Annotated in this window: 12 protein-coding genes; 8 read left to right on the forward strand and 4 right to left on the reverse strand. The window is 73.5% G+C overall.

The window, feature by feature from the left end; all coding sequences use genetic code 11:
* Positions 1–36: 36 nt before the first annotated feature.
* Positions 37–1,650 (forward strand): chaperonin GroEL, encoded by a 1,614-nt coding sequence (gene groL, locus ABD979_RS06310; protein WP_345506597.1) that lies wholly within the window; start codon positions 37–39, stop codon positions 1,648–1,650.
* A 149-nt stretch (positions 1,651–1,799) separates the two neighbouring features.
* Here the strand turns inward: groL and ABD979_RS06315 are convergent, their stop codons facing one another.
* Positions 1,800–2,087, reverse strand: coding sequence for a WhiB family transcriptional regulator (locus ABD979_RS06315; RefSeq protein ID WP_345506598.1), 288 nt, complete (start codon positions 2,085–2,087; stop codon positions 1,800–1,802).
* Positions 2,088–2,509: 422 nt separating this feature from the next.
* Here ABD979_RS06315 and ABD979_RS06320 point away from each other — a divergent pair, with 422 nt between their 5' ends.
* From ABD979_RS06320 to ABD979_RS06340, 5 genes are all read left to right on the forward strand, one after another.
* Positions 2,510–3,085 (forward strand): sigma-70 family RNA polymerase sigma factor, encoded by a 576-nt coding sequence (locus ABD979_RS06320; protein WP_345506733.1) that lies wholly within the window; start codon positions 2,510–2,512, stop codon positions 3,083–3,085.
* Positions 3,082–4,071 carry a hypothetical protein gene (locus tag ABD979_RS06325; RefSeq protein WP_345506599.1) on the forward strand — a complete coding sequence of 330 codons (990 nt, stop codon included), beginning with the start codon at positions 3,082–3,084 and terminating at the stop codon, positions 4,069–4,071. Before ABD979_RS06320 ends, ABD979_RS06325 begins: the two co-directional genes overlap by 4 nt.
* Before the next feature lie 42 nt (positions 4,072–4,113).
* On the forward strand, positions 4,114–5,631 hold the full coding sequence (gene guaB / locus ABD979_RS06330) for an IMP dehydrogenase (RefSeq protein ID WP_345506600.1): 1,518 nt from the start codon (positions 4,114–4,116) through the stop codon (positions 5,629–5,631).
* 94 nt (positions 5,632–5,725) lie between these two features.
* Positions 5,726–6,847 (forward strand): GuaB3 family IMP dehydrogenase-related protein, encoded by a 1,122-nt coding sequence (locus ABD979_RS06335; protein WP_345506601.1) that lies wholly within the window; start codon positions 5,726–5,728, stop codon positions 6,845–6,847.
* 177 nt (positions 6,848–7,024) lie between these two features.
* Positions 7,025–9,601 (forward strand): bifunctional glycosyltransferase/CDP-glycerol:glycerophosphate glycerophosphotransferase, encoded by a 2,577-nt coding sequence (locus tag ABD979_RS06340; protein ID WP_345506602.1) that lies wholly within the window; start codon positions 7,025–7,027, stop codon positions 9,599–9,601.
* 46 nt (positions 9,602–9,647) lie between these two features.
* Here the strand turns inward: ABD979_RS06340 and ABD979_RS06345 are convergent, their stop codons facing one another.
* Positions 9,648–11,204, reverse strand: coding sequence for a glycosyltransferase (locus tag ABD979_RS06345; protein ID WP_345506603.1), 1,557 nt, complete (start codon positions 11,202–11,204; stop codon positions 9,648–9,650).
* Positions 11,205–11,446: 242 nt separating this feature from the next.
* Here ABD979_RS06345 and ABD979_RS06350 point away from each other — a divergent pair, with 242 nt between their 5' ends.
* Complete coding sequence (locus ABD979_RS06350) at positions 11,447–13,588, forward strand: acyltransferase family protein (RefSeq protein WP_345506604.1); 2,142 nt, start codon at positions 11,447–11,449, stop codon at positions 13,586–13,588.
* Positions 13,589–13,650: 62 nt separating this feature from the next.
* Positions 13,651–15,318 (forward strand): GMC oxidoreductase, encoded by a 1,668-nt coding sequence (locus tag ABD979_RS06355; RefSeq protein ID WP_345506605.1) that lies wholly within the window; start codon positions 13,651–13,653, stop codon positions 15,316–15,318.
* A gap of 166 nt (positions 15,319–15,484) precedes the next feature.
* On the opposite strand, the gene ABD979_RS06360 is transcribed toward ABD979_RS06355, so the two are convergent.
* Both ABD979_RS06360 and ABD979_RS06365 read right to left on the reverse strand, forming a co-directional pair.
* Positions 15,485–17,260 carry an ABC transporter ATP-binding protein gene (locus ABD979_RS06360; RefSeq protein ID WP_345506606.1) on the reverse strand — a complete coding sequence of 592 codons (1,776 nt, stop codon included), beginning with the start codon at positions 17,258–17,260 and terminating at the stop codon, positions 15,485–15,487.
* Positions 17,260–18,972, reverse strand: a complete 1,713-nt coding sequence (locus ABD979_RS06365) for an ABC transporter ATP-binding protein (RefSeq protein ID WP_345506607.1) — start codon at positions 18,970–18,972, stop codon at positions 17,260–17,262. The genes ABD979_RS06360 and ABD979_RS06365 overlap by 1 nt, the downstream gene beginning before the upstream one ends.
* Positions 18,973–19,001 lie beyond the last annotated feature (29 nt).

A 19,001-nucleotide genomic window follows, 5' to 3' on the forward strand; every position in this document is an offset into this window, starting at 1 on the left:
CAAGAACCACAACGCAACCCGAGCCAAAGGAACATCATGGCCAAGCAGCTGGAGTTCGACGACTCCGCCCGCAAGTCGCTCGAGCGCGGCGTCAACGCGCTCGCCAACGCCGTCAAGGTGACGCTCGGCCCCAAGGGCCGCAACGTCGTCATCGACAAGAAGTGGGGCGCCCCCACGATCACGAACGACGGCGTCACCATCGCCCGTGAGATCGAGCTTGAGGACCCCTACGAGAACCTCGGCGCCCAGCTCGCCAAGGAGGTCGCGACCAAGACGAACGACGTCGCCGGTGACGGCACGACGACCGCCACGGTCCTCGCCCAGGCCATGGTCAAGGAGGGCCTGCGCAACGTCGCCGCCGGCGCCGCCCCGGCCGCGCTCAAGCGCGGCATGGACAAGGCCGTCACCGCGGTCAACGACCGCCTGCTCGAGAACGCCCGCGAGGTCGACGGCAAGGACGAGATCGCCTCGGTCGCGACGCTCTCCGCCCAGGACGCCACCCTCGGTGGCCTCATCGGCGAGGCGTTCGACAAGGTCGGCAAGGACGGCGTCATCACCGTCGAGGAGTCCTCGACGACGGCGACCGAGCTCGAGTTCACCGAGGGCATGCAGTTCGACAAGGGCTACCTCTCGGCCTACTTCGTCACCGACACCGAGCGCATGGAGACCGTCCTCGAGGACGCCTACATCCTCATCAACCAGGGCAAGATCTCGGCCGTCGCCGAGGTGCTCCCGGTCCTCGAGAAGGTCGTGCAGTCGGGCAAGCCGCTGCTCATCATCGCCGAGGACGTCGACGGCGAGGCCCTCTCGACGCTCGTCGTCAACAAGATCCGCGGCACGTTCAACGTCGCCGCCGTCAAGGCCCCGGGCTTCGGCGACCGCCGCAAGGCGATGCTCCAGGACATCGCCGTGCTCACCGGTGGGCAGGTCATCGCGCCCGAGGTCGGGCTCAGCCTCGACCAGGCCGACCTCACGGTGCTCGGCCAGGCCCGCCGAGTCGTGCTCACCAAGGACGACACGACGATCATCGACGGCGCCGGCGAGCAGTCCGAGGTGACCGGCCGCGTCAACCAGATCAAGGCCGAGATCGAGCGCACCGACTCCGACTGGGACCGCGAGAAGCTCCAGGAGCGCCTCGCCAAGCTCGCCGGTGGCGTCTGCGTCATCAAGGTGGGTGCCCACACCGAGGTCGAGCTCAAGGAGAAGAAGCACCGCATCGAGGACGCCATCTCCGCGACGCGCGCTGCCATCGAGGAGGGCATCGTCGCCGGTGGCGGCACCGCCCTCATCCACGCCGCCTCGGCCATCGACGCCCTCGAGCTGACCGGCGACGAGGCGACGGGCGCGAGCATCGTGCGCAAGGCCGTCGCCGAGCCGCTCCGCTGGATCGCCGAGAACGCGGGCCTGCAGGGCTACGTCGTCACCTCGAAGGTCGCCGAGCTGCCGCTCGGCCAGGGCCTCAACGCGGCCACCGGCGAGTACGGCGACCTCATCGCCGCCGGTGTCATCGACCCGGTCAAGGTGACGCGCTCCGCGCTGCGCAACGCCGAGTCGATCGCGTCGATGATCCTCACGACCGACACGCTCGTCGTCGACAAGCCGGAGGAGGAGTCCGAGGCCGGCGGCCACGGGCACGGTCACGGCCACTGAGCCGGATCGCACCTCCCGGCGCGTGAGCGCCGGCGGCGACAGGCGCCGTGACCGGCGCCCGAGCTGACGAAGGGCCGCTCCCCGTGGGGGAGCGGCCCTTCGTGCGTCGGCGGTGCGCGCCGGCCCGGTGGGGTGCTGGTGGCGCGGCGTCAGGAGGCTTCCTGGATGCCGCCGTGCAGCACCTCGCGCTCGCTCTCGGTCAGGCCACCCCAGACGCCGTAGGGCTCGCGCACCTCGAGGGCGTGGGACCGGCACTGCGTCAGGACGGGGCAGGCCGCGCAGACGGCCTTGGCCTGCGCGTCGCGGTTGCGCCGGCGCGGGCCGCGCTCGCCCTCCGGGTGGAAGAAGACCTCGGGGCTGACGCCGCGGCAGGCCCCGTCCAGCTGCCAGTCCCAGAGGTCGGCTACCGGTCCGGGCAAGCGGGTGATCTCGGCCATGAACTCGTCTCTCGCGTCGGGCGGCGCAGCCGCCAGGTCGTGTCGGCCACCACCGGACCAGAGGTCCGAAGGGGCGCAGATCGACGCTAACCGGGTGCTCGACCCGGGATAAAGGTCACGTGGTTCAAGACTTGTTCAAGACTTGGCCTGCCCTTGGGATGGTCGGCGTCAGGTGCCCCTGCCCGGGCCGGTCGCCGGAGGTGTGGCCGCTCGTCACATCGGCGGCCCCTCGTCGGGCACCTCGTCCGCCACCCCCGGGCGGCGGCGCGCCACTAGCATGGGCCCTCGCCGACGGGGACGACCCCGGGCGGACACGGTCGGGCACGGACGCGCACGAGCGACGAGAGAGCTTCGGGGGATCGGCACGGATGGCGCACGAGGAGCCGGGGCGCGGCGGCGTAACGCCGGGCGCCCGGGACGCGATGGGGCGGGTGGACGCACCCCCGCTGCGCGAGCTGGCGAGGTGCGCCGTCCGGGACCCGGACGCGCGCGACCTGCTGCTGGCCCGCGTGCGCGAGATGGCCGTGCGGTACGCGCGCGTCCGCCTCGGTCGCTTCGGCGCCGAGGACACGGCCCAGGACGTCGCCCAGGAGGTGTGCATGGCGCTCGTCACCGCCCTGCCGACCTACGAGGAGCGCGGCGTGCCCTTCGAGGCCTTCGTCTACACGATCACCGCCCGCAAGCTCGCCGACGCGCAGCGCTCGGCCATGCGCGCCCCGACCCCGGTGGCCGAGGTGCCGGACGCCACCGACGACGGGCCGACGCCCGAGTCGGTCGCCGTCCTGCGCGACGACGTATCGACCGCGCTCGCGCTCATGCAGACGCTCCCCGCGCAGCAGCGCGAGATCCTCACCCTGCGGGTCGCCGTGGGCATGTCGACCGACGAGACGGCGGCAGCCCTCGGCATGACGACGGGCGCGGTGCGGGTGGCGCAGCACCGGGCGCTCGCCAAGCTGCGGACCCTCCTCGCGCAGGCCGGGGCAGGTGACGTGGCATGAGCGACCCCACGCCGATGAGCGACCTCGTCGCCGACGACCTCCTCCTCGACCGGCTCGCCGGTCGGTTCGACGCGGGCGCGGAGCCGGTCGCGCAGCTGCTCTCCGCGCTCGCCGGCCACGCGGACGCACCGCTGCCGGGACGCTCGCCGCGGCGCCGCATCGGGCGCCGGCACCACCGCTACCTCGGGGCGTTCGCCGCGCTCGCGGTCGGCGCCTCGGGCGCGGGCGTGGCCGCCGCGGTGGGTCTGCCCGACGCCGTGCTCGACCGGGTCGAGCACAGCCCGGTCGGCCGGCCCCACGAGCCCTCCGAACGGGGTGCGCGCCCCGGCCCGGATGCCGCCGGCACCGGCGCCGGAGCGGGCGCCGACACGCGGCCGACGGCCCCCGTCGAGCAGCAGGGCGGCCGCCTCCTGGTCGACGCCGGGCCTGGATCGCCCGTCGTCCTCGTCCCCGTGCCGGGTGCGACGCTCGCCGTCACGCCCGAGGCGCCGCCGCACCGGCTGCCCGGCGTCGCGGCCGAGCCGGAGAAGCTCGCCAAGGCGGAGAAACCCGCCAAGGGGGACAAGCCCTCCAAGCCGGAGAAGCCCGCCAGGCCGGGGAAGCCGGAGAAGCCCGCCAAACCCGCCAAGCCGGAGAAGCCCGCCAAGCCCGCCAAGCCCGCCAAGCCGGAGAAGCCGGGGTCGGGGGAGCCTGGGACGTCCGGGGGGCCGAGTGAGCCGGGCGAGGCCACGCGGCGGGCCGTGCCAGGAGTGCCTGCCGAGCCGGCCACTCCGGAGAAGCCGAGGCCGGCCGAGAAACCGGCCAAGCCGACCGAGCCCGAGAAGCCGGCCAAGCCCACCAAGCCCACCGAGCCCGAGAAGCCGGCCAAGCCCACCAAGCCCACCGAGCCCGAGAAGCCGGCCAAGCCGGCCGAGCCCGGGCACCCGACCGGCCCCGGCGGCTCGTCGGGATCCACCCACGCGCGGCCGGGTGCGACCAGCTCGTGACGCGGGTTCGGAGCCTCGTGCGCGAGACCGTAGAATCGGCGGATGAGCCTCGGATCGTCTGACGTGCCTGCTGCTTTCGCCACGATGGGGCTGACGTACGACGACGTCCTGCTCCTCCCGGGCTACAGCGACCTCGCGCCGAACGACATCGACACGACGACGCGGCTGACGCGCGAGCTGTCGATCCGTTCGCCCCTCATCTCGGCGGCGATGGACACCGTGACCGAGGCCCGGATGGCCATCGCGATGGCCCGCCAGGGTGGACTGGGCGTGCTCCACCGCAACCTCTCGATCGCCGACCAGGCCTACCAGGTCGACCTCGTGAAGCGGACCCAGACCGGGATGATCTCCAACCCGATCACCATCGGCCCGGACCGCACGCTCGAGGAGCTCGACACGATCTGCGGCGAGTACCGCGTCTCGGGCCTGCCGGTCATCGGCGAGGACAAGAAGCTCATCGGCATGGTGACGAACCGCGACCTGCGCTTCACGCCCGTCGCCGACTGGGCCACGACGCTCGTGCGCGACGTCATGACGCCGATGCCGCTCATCACCGGCCCGGTCGGCATCAGCCGCGACGAGGCGACGGCCCTGCTGCGCCAGCACAAGCGCGAGCGCCTGCCGATCGTCGACGCCGAGGGCCACCTCGCGGGCCTCATCACCGTCAAGGACTTCGTCAAGGGCGAGCAGTTCCCCGACGCGAGCAACGACGCCGACGGCCGGCTCATGGTCGGCGCGGCCATCGGCTACTTCGGCGACTCGTGGGAGCGCGCGACGACCCTCATCGAGGCCGGCGTCGACGTGCTCGTAGCCGACACCGCCCACGGCCACGTGCGCCTGCTCATCGAGATGGTGCAGCGCCTCAAGAGCGACCCCGCCACCCGCCACGTGCAGGTCATCGGCGGCAACGTCGCGACGCGCGAGGGCGCGCAGGCGTTCGTCGACGCCGGCGCCGACGCCGTCAAGGTCGGCGTGGGCCCGGGCTCGATCTGCACGACCCGCATCGTCACGGGCGTCGGCGCGCCGCAGGTGACCGCCGTCCACGCCGCCGCGCAGGCCTGCAAGCCGGCCGGGGTGCCGGTCATCGCCGACGGCGGCCTGCAGTACTCCGGCGACATCGCCAAGGCGATCGTCGCGGGAGCCGACTCGGTCATGGTCGGCTCGCTCCTCGCCGGCTGCGAGGAGAGCCCGGGCGAGCTGATCTTCGTCAACGGCAAGCAGTTCAAGAGCTACCGCGGCATGGGCTCGCTCGGCGCGATGAGCAGCCGTGGCAAGAAGTCCTACTCCAAGGACCGCTACTTCCAGGCCGAGGTCGAGTCCGACGACAAGATCGTGCCCGAGGGCATCGAGGGCCGGGTGGCCTACCGCGGGCCGCTGTCGGCCGTCGCCCACCAGATGCTCGGCGGCCTGCGCCAGTCGATGTTCTACGTCGGGGCGCGCACCGTGACCGAGCTGCAGGAGAAGGGCCAGTTCGTGCGCATCACCTCGGCGTCGCTCAAGGAGAGCCACCCGCACGACATCCAGGGCATGGTCGAGGCCCCCAACTACACCGTCGGCTGACCTGCCCGACCCAGCACACCGAGCACGGATGCCGTCCCGCGGGCCCCGCGGGACGGCATACGTGCGCCCGGGGCCGGGTCGGTAGGATCGGCCGGTGACCGAGATCGAGATTGGCCGAGGCAAGCGCGGACGGCGCGCCTACTCCTTCGACGACATCGCCGTCGTGCCCTCGCGGCGCACGCGCGACCCCGAGGAGGTCTCGGTCTCGTGGCAGATCGACGCCTACCACTTCGACATCCCCGTCATGGCGGCGCCGATGGACTCGGTCGTCTCGCCGGAGACCGCGATCACGCTCGGCAAGCTCGGCGCCCTGCCGGTGCTCGACCTCGAGGGCCTCTGGACGCGCTACGAGGACCCGACCGCGCAGCTCGCCGAGATCGCCGAGATCGGCGCCGACGCGGCGACCGCGCGCATGCAGCAGATCTACGCCGAGCCGATCAAGCCCGAGCTCATCACCGAGCGGCTGCGCCAGCTGCGTGACGCCGGGGTGCCGGTGGCCGGCGCCCTCTCGCCCCAGCGCACCCAGCAGCACTGGAAGACCGTCGTCGACGCCGGGGTCGACCTCTTCGTCATCCGCGGCACCACCGTGTCGGCCGAGCACGTCTCGGGTCGCGCGGAGCCGCTCAACCTCAAGCGCTTCATCTACGAGCTCGACGTGCCGGTCATCGTCGGTGGCGCCGCCTCCTACACGGCAGCCCTGCACCTCATGCGCACCGGCGCGGCCGGCGTGCTCGTCGGCTTCGGCGGCGGCGCCGCGCACACGACGCGCACCGCGCTCGGCATCCACGCCCCGATGGCCTCCGCCGTGGCCGACGTCGCCGCGGCCCGCCGCGACTACCTCGACGAGTCCGGCGGCCGCTACGTGCACGTCATCGCCGACGGCGGCGTCGGCACCTCCGGCGACATCGTCAAGGCCGTCGCGTGCGGCGCCGACGCCGTCATGCTCGGCGCGGCCCTCGCCCGCGCCACCGACGCCCCGGGGCGCGGCTACCACTGGGGCCCCGAGGCACACCACTCCGAGCTGCCCCGCGGCGAGCGCATCGCGCTCGGCGCGCAGTCCTCCATCGAGGAGATCCTCTTCGGGCCGGGCCGCCAGGCCGACGGCACGACGAACGTCATCGGCGCGCTGCGGCGCGCCATGGCGACGACCGGCTACTCCGACGTCAAGGAGTTCCAGCGGGTCGAGGTCGTCGTCTCGCCCTACCTCGGCAACTGACCCGACGCGCGCCCGCCCGGCCCCACGGGGAGGGCGGGCGCTCCCGGTTAGGATGAGTCCGGCATACGCCCTCGAGCGACAGTGGCGCGGTGCGACAGTCGGACGCGAGTCCGCCGCAGACCACAACCACGCAGCACGGGACTCACGTGGGTGCCCCGTGCGGGAAAGGCACCAGAGATGACCGAGGCGACCCCCGACACCGTGACGACGCCGGACGGGGGCCGCCCGCTCTTCTCGATCGTCTCGGCGGTCTACAACGTCTCCCGCTACCTCGCGGAGTACGTCGACTCCATCGAGGCGCAGACCTTCGACCTCTCCCGGCTGCAGGTCGTGCTCGTCGACGACGGCTCCACCGACGACTCGCGCGAGGTGCTCGAGGCGTGGGCCGCCCGGGCCGCCTGCGAGGTCGTCGTGCTCCACCAGGAGAACGCCGGCCAGGCCGCCGCCCGCAACGCCGGCCTCGAGCGCGCAACGGGGGAGTGGGTCACCTTCATCGACCCGGACGACACCGTCAACGAGGGCTTCCTCTCCTCGATGGCCGCCTTCGTGGCGGCGCACCCCGAGGTGCAGTTCCTCTCCGCGAACGTCGTGCTGCGCCACGAGGGCACCGGCGAGCTGGGCAAGCACCCGCGCTGGAAGATGTACACCGACGACCGGCTCGTCGACCTCGACGTCGCCACCTCGTTCATCCCCGGCAGCTCGACGACCTCGATCATGCGCCGCGAGGTCATCGGCGACCTGCGCTTCAATGCGGGGCTGCGGCCGAACTTCGAGGACGGCGACTTCGCCGTGCGTTACCTCCTGCGCGCCCCGAGCCGGCAGACCGGCTTCGTCGGGTCGGCGAAGTACTTCTACCGCAAGCGCGCCGACCAGAGCTCGACGCTGCAGACCGGCATCTCCGCGGTCGGGCGCTACTCGACGGTGCCGCGCGAGGGCTACCTCGCGCTGCTGCACCACGCGCGCGAGCAGTCCGGCGAGATCCCGATGTGGGTCCAGCACGTGATGCTCTACGAGCTGTCGTGGTACTTCTCGTCGGAGGACGCGATGGCCAATTCCGCGTCGGCGATCGAGGGCGAGCTGGCCGCGTCGTTCCGCGCGACCCTCGGCGAGATCGCCGAGCTGCTCTCGCCCGACGTCGTCGACTCGTTCTCGATCCGCAAGCTGCAGCCGCACTGGCGCGACATCCTGCTGCACGGCCTCCGCGGCACGTCGTGGCACACGCCGTATGCCGTCATCGACCAGTTCGACCGCACGAAGAAGCTCGTCCGCGTGCTCTACCGCTACATCGGCGAGCCGCCCGCCGAGAAGGTGACGCTGCGCGGCCGAGCCACCCCGCCGGTCTTCGCCAAGGTGCGGGCCATCGACTTCTTCGGCGACACCCTGATGTGGGAGCGGATCCTGTGGGTCGACGCCCGCGGCACCCTCGAGGTGCGCCTCGACGGCGCCCGCGTCGAGCTGCTCGGCGGCTGGACGGGCGTGCGCACGCGGGCCCTGGGCGCCCGCGCCATCGCCAACCGCTTCCGCCGCCCCGGCCGCCGGCGCAAGGAGGCGCTCGCCCGCCTCAAGGTCGACCCGGTGCGCGTGCTCGCCGCGCGCGGGCCGGCGCGCAAGCAGTTCACGGATGCCTGGGTGCTGATGGACCGCATCCACGACGCCAACGACTCGGGCGAGATCCTCTACCGCTGGCTGCGAGACAACCGGCCCGACGTCAACGCGTGGTTCGCCCTCGAGAAGGACACGCCGGACTGGAAACGGCTGCAGGCCGACGGCTACGGCTCGCACCTCGTCGCCCACGGCTCGCTGCGGTGGAAGCTGTTGATGATCAACGCCGCCCACCTCATCTCCTCGCACATCGACGCGCCCGTGCAGCGGCCGCCGGCGATCCTCCAGCACGTCCAGCCGAAGTGGAAGTTCACCTTCCTGCAGCACGGCGTCATCAAGGACGACCTGTCGAAGTGGCTGAACCCCAAGCAGATGGACGTCTTCGTCACCTCGACCCCGGGGGAGTACGAGTCGATCGCCGGTGACGGCAGTCCGTACGTCTTCACGGCCAAGGAGGTCGCGATGACGGGCCTGCCGCGCTTCGACCGCCTCCACGAGAAGGCGCAGCGGATCACCGGTGACGCGTGCGACCTCATCCTCGTGGCGCCGACGTGGCGCAACTGGCTGGTGCCGCCGCTCAAGGCCGGCAGCCAGCGTCGCGTCATCGACTCGCACTTCTTCGAGACCGAGTACGCCCGTGCGTGGACGGCGTTCCTGCGCAGCCCCGAGCTGACCGAGCTCGCGGCCCGCACGGGTCGCACGGTGGCCTTCCTGCCGCACCCGAACATCCAGCCGGTCCTCGCCAAGATGGACCTGCCGGACTCGGTGCTGCGCCTGTCGTTCGACGGCGCGGACGTGCAGGAGTACTTCGCGCGCTCGGCCGTCATGGTGACCGACTACTCCTCGATGGCCTTCAACGCCGCCTACATGGACCGGCCGGTCGTCTACTTCCAGTTCGACGCGCAGCGCGTCATGGCCGGCGGTCACGTCGGGCGCGCCGGCTACTTCCAGTACCCGCGTGACGGCTTCGGCCCGGTCGTCGACGACGTCGAGGCCGCGGTGGCCGCGGTCGCCGACATCGCCGAGAACGGGTATGCCGCCCGCCCGGAGTTCCAGGCACGGATCGACGCGACGTTCCCGCTGCGTGACGGGCAGTGCTGCGCCCGGGTCACGGCGGCCGTCGAGGCGCTCGACCGGCCGCTCGCGCGCTGAGCACCCGTCGGCGCCAGCAGGCGGGTGCCGACGGGTGCCGGCGGGGTCAGCCGGCGGCGCCCACGCGGCGGAGCGACAGGTTGCCGTTGCGGGTGCGGTAGGCCTCGACGACGCCGCTCAGGGGCGTCGCCGCCAGGGCGTCCGTCAGCTCGTCCGCCGGCGGCGCCTCGACGGCTCGCAGGGGCCCGGGGCGGCGCGCGACGAGGCGGCGCAGCCCGCTCGCCCAGCCGACCTTGAGGTCCCACGTCGCGTCGGCAGCGCGGGGTCCGGAGGCCGGGAGGTCGAGCTCGACCTCGAAGGCGCCGTCGCGACCGACCCTCGCCGACGCCGTGGCGACCGGTGACGCCGTCTCGCGGTCGACGACGACCACCGTGACGCGCGCCGAGGAACCGAGGGTGGCGTCGCCGTCGACGACCGACCCCCGCAGGCGCAGCCGCGCGCCCTCGGCCGACAGGGCCGTGCACCGCGTCGTGCGCACCGAACGGCCGCGCGCGTGCAGCTGCTCGACGAGCCCGGTGAGGTCGTGGTCGGCCGTGGACCCGGCCGCCGGACGGTGCGGCCACCACCAGCCACCGGAGCGCCGGTCGAGCGGGCGGTCGACGTGGTGGGAGCGGAACGCGAAGAGGCAGGCGGCGAGGGCGCTCTCGGGCGTGCCGTCGACGATCTCGCGCACCACGAGGCGGTAGGGCTGCTCGAGCCCGGCCCGCAGCTCGGCGGGCACCCCGGCCAGGTAGTCCGACGCGGCGCCGAGGAACGCGGCGCGGTAGGCCGGCTCGCGGGCGTCGAGGTCCTTGGCGTAGAGCGCCAGGTCGTGCCGCACGAACTTGTCGAGCTTCGCGGCGGCGAGGTCGGGCCGACCCGCCAGCTGGTCGTCGATGGCGCGGTTGGCCGCGACGCGGTCGTGGAAGTTGTCGATCTCGTGCCGGCGGGCCGTGATCGACTCCTCGCCGGCGACGTTGTTGACGTACCAGTGGTAGACCACCTCGTCGAGGGTCGCGACCCGGCGGGCGGCCGACCACACGGCGACGGTGAACGGCTGGTCCTCGTAGAGGATGCGCTCGGGGAAACGGATCCGGAGCTCGTCGAGCAGGTTGCGCCGCAGCACCTTCGCCACCGCGATGGTGTCGAGCCACAGCGGTGAACCCGGCGCCAGGGGGCCGACCGGCCCGGACGTGTACGCCGTCGCTGGCAGCGGCGTCACCCGGTCGGTGCGCTCGTTGTAGCGGGCCACGGCACCCGCGGCGACGTCGGCGTCCCCGTCGACGGCGCGGTCGACGAGCCGCCGCAGCGTGCCCGGCAGGTACTCGTCGTCGCTGTCGACGAAGGCCACCCACTCCCCGCGGGCGTCGTCGAGGCCGAGGTTGCGCGGCGCGCCCGGTGCCCCGTCGTTGGTGCCGCGGTGCAGCACGCGCACCCGCTCGTCCGCCGCCGCGAGCCGGTCGGCCACCGCACCGGTGTCGTCGGTCGAGCCGTCGTCGACGACGAGCACCTCGATGCCGGGGCCGTCCCAGGCGGCCAGCGCCGAGGCCACGGCCCTGGGCAGCCGGTCGGGGTCGTCGTGGACGTTGCAGATGACGGTCAGCAGGGGAGCGGGGGAGCCCACGCGGGTCCTCTTCCGGTCGGGGAGCGGGACCCCATCGTAGGCGGGGCACGGCGGCGGGGTCGGGCGCGCGGGAGCGCACGAGTCGGCCCCACAGAGGTTCGTGCGTTATTTTGTGGGGGTTGAGGTCGGTCGACCCGAGGCCGGACCCGGGCCGTCGCGGATCCGGCCCCTGCCCGTGCGCCATGTCGCCGGTGCAGCCCTCCCTCGTCCAGCAGCGGAACCAGCAGTTCGGAGCAGATCCCTTGGCAGCACCCGACGCGTCGAGCGCCACGGCCACCGGCGCCCCGACGGCCGTGACCGAACGTCCCGCCCCGACCGGGCGCACCGCCAAGGCCGCGCCGCGCAAGGACATCCAGGCGCTGCGGGCCGTCGCCGTGACCCTCGTCGTGCTCTACCACTTCTGGCCGCAGCGGCTCACCGGCGGCTACGTCGGCGTCGACGTCTTCTTCGTCATCTCCGGCTTCCTCATCACGCTCCACCTGCTCGAGCGGCCGATCCGCTCCGGCGCCGACCTCCTCTCGTTCTGGGCCCGCCGCGTGCGCCGCCTCATCCCGGCCGCGACGGTCGTGCTCGTCGTCACCCTCGGCGCGAGCCTCGTCTGGCTGCCCCAGACTGTCCACACCCGGAGCGCGCAGGAGGTCATCGCCTCGGCGCTCTACGTCGAGAACTGGATGCTGGCGCTCACCTCGACCGACTACCTCGCGACCGACCAGCTCCACTCGGCGACGCAGCACTACTGGTCGCTCTCGGTCGAGGAGCAGTTCTACATCGTCTGGCCGCTGCTGCTCGGCCTCGCCTTCCTCGTGGCGCGCCGTCTCGGCCGGTCGTTCCGCTTCCCGCCGCTCGTCGTCATCTCGGCCATCACCCTCGCCTCGCTCGCCTTCTCCGCGTGGTTCACCGGCGAGGACGCCGCGCAGGCCTACTTCGTCTCGACGACCCGCGTCTGGGAGCTCGGCATCGGCGCCGTGCTCGCCGCCGCCGTGCACGCCGGGCTGCGGTTCCGCGTGCCCGTCGTGCGCGTCGGCCTCGTGTGGGCGGGTCTGGCCGCGATCCTCTGGTCGGCGGTCTCCTTCACGGCCGCCACGCCCTTCCCGGGGGTCGCGGCGCTGCTGCCGACCCTCGGCGCCGCGGCCGTCATCGCCGCGCGGTCCGACGACCTCGCTGCCGGCCCGCGCCGGCTGTGGTCGGTGCGTCCCGTCCAGTGGCTCGGCGACGTGTCCTACTCCGTCTACCTCTGGCACTGGCCGGCGATCGTCCTCGCTCCCTTCGTCCTCGACGACGACAGCGTCGCGTGGTGGCAGAAGCTGCTCATCCTCGCGGTCGTGCTCGTCCTGTCCGCCGCGAGCAAGCGGTGGGTCGAGGACCTCATGCGGTTCACCCCGCGCATCGCGCGGAGCACCGGTCGCTCCTTCGTCCTGCTCGCCGTGTGCCTCGGGCTCTCCGTCGGCCTCGCCGGCCTCGCCCTCTGGCAGACCCAGCGCACCGAGGCGGCCGCCGCCGCGGTGGTCGTCGACTCGAGCGCGCCGTGCGTCGGCGCCGACGCGTTCCGCACCGCCTCGTGCGCCGGTCGCGACCTCGGCATGCTGACGAACCCGATCCAGGCGGCCCAGGACAAGCCGCAGGTCTACGCCGACGACTGCTGGAACAACCGCCCGTTCACCCGGCGCAAGGTCTGCAGCTACGGCCCGAAGGACGCCGCGGTGAAGGTCGCGCTCTACGGCAACTCCCACGCAGGCCAGTGGTCGCCGCCGATCCTCGCCACGGCCCGTGAGCGGGGCTGGCGCGTCGACACCTACATCGCCTCCGAGTGCTACTCGGTCGACGTCCCCGTCGCCTTCGGCACCCAGGCGCTCGAGGACGCGTGCACCGCCCTCAACACGTGGGCCCGCGACCGCATCACGACGGGTGGCTACGACCTCGTCGTCATGTCGGACCGCACCCTCCAGCCGCTGGCGGGGGTGCCGGCCGCACGCAAGGTCGCCACGGCGAAGGCCGCCTACGGCCGGGTCGTCGACGGCTTCGTCGAGGCCGGCGCGCGCGTCCTCGCCATCCGCGACACCCCCGGCTCGGCCGAGAGCGTGCCCGACTGCGTCGCCCAGCACGCCGACGACGTCTCGCGGTGCGCGACCGACGTCGCCTACCGCGGCACGTCGGGCCTCGAGCCGGACCCGCTCGCCGACGCCGCCGAGGCCCGCGCGGGCGCCGACGTCCACCTCCTCGACGTCACCGACCTGCTCTGCCGCGACGGGTCGTGCCCGGCGGTGCTCGGTGGGCTCATCACCTACTTCGACCACGGCCACATGACACGGACCTTCTCGATGTCGCTCCTGCCCGAGGTCTCCGCAGCCCTGCGCGACGCGCTCGCCGGCGTCCCGGGCGCCTGAGCGGCGCGCGTCACACGGCATACCCCCTCGTGCGCCATGCGGCCCGCCCTAGGGTGGCGCCCATGCAGCACGACCACGACGTCGTCGTCATCGGGTCCGGGTTCGGCGGGTCGGTGGCCGCCCTGCGGCTCGCCGAGAAGGGCTACCGCGTGCACGTCTACGAGGCGGGGCGCCGCTTCGAGGACGCCGACTTCGCCCGCACGAGCTGGGACGTGCGTCGCTACCTGTGGGCGCCGCGGCTCGGCCTCTTCGGCGTGCAGCGCATCCACCGCCTGCCCGACTGCCTCGTGCTGGCCGGCGCGGGCGTCGGGGGCGGGTCGCTCAACTACGCCAACACCCTCTACGTGCCGCCGGACGCCTTCTTCCGCGACCGCCAGTGGGCGCACATCACCGACTGGAAGGTCGAGCTCGCGCCCCACTACGCGACCGCCTCGCGGATGCTGGGGGTGACCGTCAACCCGTGCGAGGGGCCGGTGGAGACGCTGATGCGCGACACGGCATCCGACCTCGGGGTGGGCGCCAGCTTCGCGAAGACGCCGGTCGGCGTCTTCTTCGGCGAGCCGGGCCGCCGCGTGCCCGACCCGTACTTCGGCGGCGAGGGTCCCGAGCGCACCGGCTGCACCGAGTGCGGCAACTGCATGGTCGGCTGCCGCGTGGGGGCCAAGAACACGCTCGTCAAGAACTACCTCGCGCTCGCCGAGCGCCGCGGCGTCGTCGTCGAGCCGCTGCGCACCGTCACGCGCGTGCGCCCGCTCGACCCGGCCTCGCCGGGGTCGGGGTATGCCGTCACGACCGTCCGCAGCGGCGCCTGGGGACGGCGCCGGGCCGACGAGCGCACCGTGACGGCCGGCCAGGTCGTCGTCGCGGCCGGCGCCTGGGGCACGGCGCAGCTGCTCCAGGCGATGAGGGCCGAGCCCGAGGGGCGTGGCCTGCCGAGGCTCTCCGACACCCTCGGCACCCTGACCCGCACCAACTCCGAGGCGCTCGGCGGCGCGATGACCGCGCGCGTGCCTGAGGGCATCGAGCTGACGCGCGGCGTGGCCATCACCTCGAGCTTCCACGTCTCGGGCACGACGCACGTCGAGAACGTCCGCTACGGCAAGGGCTCGAACCTCATGGGGGCCCTCGCGGTGCTCCAGGTCGACGGGGGAGGGCGGCTGCCGCGCTGGGCGCGCTTCGCCGGCAAGGCGATCCGGCACCCCGCCGTCTTCGCGCGGTCGCTGTCGACGCGGCGGTGGAGCGAGCGCACCGTCATCGCGCTCGTCATGCAGAGCCGCGACAACTCGATCACGGTGCGCCGCCGTCGCGGGCCGCTCGGTTGGCGTCTCACGTCCGAGCAGGGGCACGGCGAGCCGAACCCCACCTACATCCCCGAGGGCAACGAGGCGGTGCGCGCCATGGCCCGCCGGCTCGAGCAGGCGACCGGTGAGCGGTCGTGGCCCGGGTCGTCGGTCGGCGAGGTGTTCGACATCCCGATGACCGCGCACTTCCTCGGTGGCGCCGTCATCTCCGACTCGCCGCAGCACGGCGTCGTCGACCCCTACCACCGCGTCTGGGGCTACCCCGGCCTGCACGTGCTCGACGGCGCCGCGGTCTCGGCCAACCTCGGCGTCAACCCGAGCCTGACGATCACGGCCCAGGCCGAGCGGGCCGTGTCGCTGTGGCCGGCGCGCGACGAGCCGGACCGCCGACCCGCCCAGGGCGAGGCATACCGGCTCGTCGACGCCTGACCGACTCACCGACCGGCGGGTGGGTGGGGCCGTCACCCCTCAGAGACGACCCCACCCGTGGTGCCGGCCCACCGGTCAGGGAGTCGGCACCACCCGGACAACGAGCCGCCGGCCCCGGGGTTACGGCCCCGACGCCGCGGACCCGTTGCGCGCGGGGGTCGGTGGGTCAGTGGGTGGGGGCTGGCTCGTCGCGCCAGGAGCGCCAGAGGGCGGCGTAGGCGCCGTCCGCGCGCAGCAGCTCCTCGTGCGAGCCGATCTCGCTGATGAGGCCGTCCTCGACGACGCAGACCCGGTCTGCGTCGTGGGCCGTCATGAGCCGGTGCGCGATGGCCACGACGGTGCGGCCCTCGACGACCGCCGCGAGCGACCGCTCGAGGTGGCGGGCGGCCCGCGGGTCGAGCAGCGACGTCGCCTCGTCGAGCACGAGGGTGTGCGGGTCGGCGAGCACGAGCCGGGCGAGGGCCAGCTGCTGCGCCTGCGGCTCGCTCAGCCGGTGACCGCCCGATCCGACCACGGTGTCGAGGCCGGCGGGCAGCTCGAGCGCCCACCCGCGCGCGTCGACGGCGGCCAGGGCGTCGAGCAGCTGGTCGCGCGAGGCCTCGGGCCGGGCGAGCCGGAGGTTGTCCTCGAGCGAGCCGACGAAGACGTGGTGCTCCTGCGTCACGAGGGCGACCTGGCCGCGCAGCTGGGCGAGCTCGAGGTCGACGAGCCGCACGCCGCCGACGTCGACCCGCCCCTCGCGGGGCCCGTCGATGCCGGCCATGAGGCGTCCGAGGGTCGACTTGCCGGCGCCGGAGGGCCCGACGATGGCGAGCCGCTCGCCGGGGCGCAGGTCGAGCGAGACGCCGCGCAGCACGTCGCGGCCGGCGCGGTACGCGTAGTGGACGTCCTCGACCTCGAGGTGGTCGTCGGCCGGCTCCTCGCCGGTCGCGGCGCGGTCGGCGGGCACGTCGGCGATGCCGATGACCCGGGCGAGCGAGGTCGCGCCGACCTGGATCTCGTCGAGCCACGAGATGAGCTCGTCGAGGGGGCCGGCCATCTGCTGGACGTAGAGGGCCACGGCCGTCACGGTGCCGGCCGTCGCCACGTCGCGCGAGATGAGGAAGCCGCCCCAGAGCAGCGTGACCGCGACGGGGGCGAAGAAGGCGAACTCGACGGAGGGGAACCAGCGCATCCGCAGGCCGAGGGTGTAGCGCTCGGCGTCGTAGCAGTCGCGCAGGGCCTCGTCCATGCGGCGCCGGCGGCGGCCCCGCAGCCGGAGCGCGTCGACGGTGCGCGAGCCGTCCGCCGACTCGGTGACGACGCCGTTGAGCACGGCGTAGGTCGCCCGCTCGCGGAGGTAGCCGGCGGGCGCGAAGCGCAGGTAGCGCCGGGTCGAGAGCACGAGGATCGGGGCGCCGACGAGGACCGCCAGCGCCACCTGCCACCCGGTGAGGAAGGCCGCGACGAGGGTGATCGCCGTCGTCACGGCGCCGACGAAGATCGCCGGCACCCCGAAGCGGATGACGTGCGAGAGGGCCTCGACGTCGTTCGTCGTGCGGGAGACGAGGTCGCCCGTGCCGGCCCGCTCGACCGTCGAGAGGGGCAGCTCGACGACGCGCTCCATGAACTGCTCGCGCAGCTCGGCGAAGATCGTCTCGCCCATGACGAACGACGCGCGCCGGGCGAACCACGTGACGACCGTCTGCACGACGACCGCGCCGGCGATCCAGAGGGCGAGGCGGTCGACGACGTCGGCCGAGCGGCCGTGGCTGATCTCGTCGACGAGCAGGCCGATGACGCGGGGCGCGACGAGCGCGGCGACGGCCGCGACGGCGTGCAGCCCGACGACCGTGCCGAGGCTGCGCCGGTGCCGCCGCAGCAGGCCGCGGGTGTGCTCCTTGACGGAGGCCGTGTCGGCCACCGGGAGGGTGCGCGTGGTGGGGGCCGGTGTCAGCGACATCAGTCCTCCTCTCCGCGCACGACGGTGCGGCGGTAGTCGGGGTCGTCGGCCATGAGCCGGGCGTGCGTGCCGGTGGCGGCCACGTGGCCGTCCCGGAGGAAGACCACGGCGTCGGCCTGGTCGAGGATGAGCGGGCTCGCCGACATCACGACCGTCGTCCGTCCGGCGCGGGCCGCGGTGAGACGGCCGGCGATGCGGGCCTCGGTGTGGGCGTCGACGGCGCTCGTCGGCTCGACGAGCACGAGCGTCTCGGCGTCCGTCAGGAGGGCCCGGGTGAGCGCGAGGCGCTGGCGCTGGCCGCCGGAGAAGGCCCGTCCACGCTCCTCCACCTCGTTGTCGAGCCCTCCGGGCAGGGCCTCGAGCACGTCGTCGCCGCTCGCGACCGACAGCGCCGCGAGGACCTCGGCGTCGTCGTGCACGCCCCACGGGTCGAGCTCGTCGCGGAGCGTCCCCGTGAAGAGCCGGGGGTCGTTCTCCGACACGACGATCCGGCGTCGCACCTCGTCGAGGGAGGCGTCGGCGAGCCGGGTGCCGTCGAGCCGCACGTCGGTCGCAGCCGCCCCGAAGCGGCCGAGGCGGTCGGCGAGGGCCGACGTCTCCTCGGGACGGGCCGACACGACGGCGGTGAACCGTCCGGGCTCGATCGTGACGCCGCTCGCGGGGTCGTGCAGCGGTGCGGGGCCCTCAGGCAGCGGCGTGCCGCCGGTGGTGTCGACGTCGTCGGGCTCGACGCGCAGGATCTTCGTCAGCTTGCGCGCGCCGATGTGGGCGCGCGTGGCACGGTCGACCATCTCGGTGGCGGTGCGCAGCGGGATGACGAGGAAGGCGGTGTAGCCGTAGAAGGCGACGAGCTGGCCGGCCGTGATCTGCCCGTCGATGGCGAAGCGCGCGCCGAGCCACACGACGACGAGCACGAAGAGGCCCGGCAGCAGCACCTGCGCGGCGTCGAGGGCGGCCTGGTAGCCGGCCACCGTGTTGCCGACGCGGCGCACCGACTGCGACTGCACGGCATACCGGCTCAGGAAGGTGTGCTCGCCGCCGATGCCGCGCAGCACGCGCAGGCCGGCGACCGTGTCGGCGCCGAGGCCGATGAGCTTGCCCGACTCCTCGCGCTGGGCGAGCTGGCGCGCCTGCAGCGGCCGGACGATGAAGGTGAGGCAGGCGACGAGCACCGGCACGCCGATGAGGACGACGAGGCCGAGCGGCGTCGAGGCCCCGAGCAGGATGAGCGCGACGACGACGTAGGAGACGACCGCGCCGGCGAATCGCGCTGCCACGTCGTAGAGCCCGCCGATGCGCATCGCGTCGGAGCTGACGGTGGCGACGACGTCGCCGGTCGGCACGGCGCGCGTCAGGGCCTCGCCGGTGTCGGCGGCCTTGTGGCCGATGAGCTGGGCGGAGCGGAACGCACCCTGCATCCAGTTCGTCACGGCGTAGCGGTGGCGCATCATGCCGGAGAGGGCACTGACGACGACGAGCCCGACGAGCAGCAGGCACCAGCGCACGAGGGCGTCGGTGTCGCCACCGAGGATGCCCTCGTCGATGGCCTTGCCCATGGCGGCCGGGAAGAGCGCCTGGCTGACGAGCCAGACGACGCCGAAACCGATGGCGACGAGGAGCGTGCGCCACTGGCCCTTGCCCACCCAGCGCAGGTATGCCGTCGGGCTGGTCAGGTCGGGAGAGCCTGGGTCAGCCAGGGGCAGTGAGATCACTTGCTGCAGTGTACGTTCGGCGCCGGCGT

It is taken from the genome of Terrabacter aeriphilus, from assembly GCF_039542985.1.
In the GTDB taxonomy this organism is placed as follows: domain Bacteria; phylum Actinomycetota; class Actinomycetes; order Actinomycetales; family Dermatophilaceae; genus Terrabacter; species Terrabacter aeriphilus.

Excerpts from the sequence above, each read along its gene's own strand:
- groL (WP_345506597.1), top strand. The coding sequence starts at position 37 with ATGGCCAAGCAGCTGGAGTTCGACGACTCCGCCCGCAAGTCGCTCGAG.
- ABD979_RS06315 (WP_345506598.1), bottom strand. The coding sequence starts at position 2,087 with ATGGCCGAGATCACCCGCTTGCCCGGACCGGTAGCCGACCTCTGGGAC.
- ABD979_RS06320 (WP_345506733.1), top strand. The coding sequence starts at position 2,510 with ATGGGGCGGGTGGACGCACCCCCGCTGCGCGAGCTGGCGAGGTGCGCC.
- ABD979_RS06325 (WP_345506599.1), top strand. The coding sequence starts at position 3,082 with ATGAGCGACCCCACGCCGATGAGCGACCTCGTCGCCGACGACCTCCTC.
- guaB (WP_345506600.1), top strand. The coding sequence starts at position 4,114 with ATGAGCCTCGGATCGTCTGACGTGCCTGCTGCTTTCGCCACGATGGGG.
- ABD979_RS06340 (WP_345506602.1), top strand. The coding sequence starts at position 7,025 with ATGACCGAGGCGACCCCCGACACCGTGACGACGCCGGACGGGGGCCGC.
- ABD979_RS06355 (WP_345506605.1), top strand. The coding sequence starts at position 13,651 with ATGCAGCACGACCACGACGTCGTCGTCATCGGGTCCGGGTTCGGCGGG.
- ABD979_RS06360 (WP_345506606.1), bottom strand. The coding sequence starts at position 17,260 with ATGTCGCTGACACCGGCCCCCACCACGCGCACCCTCCCGGTGGCCGAC.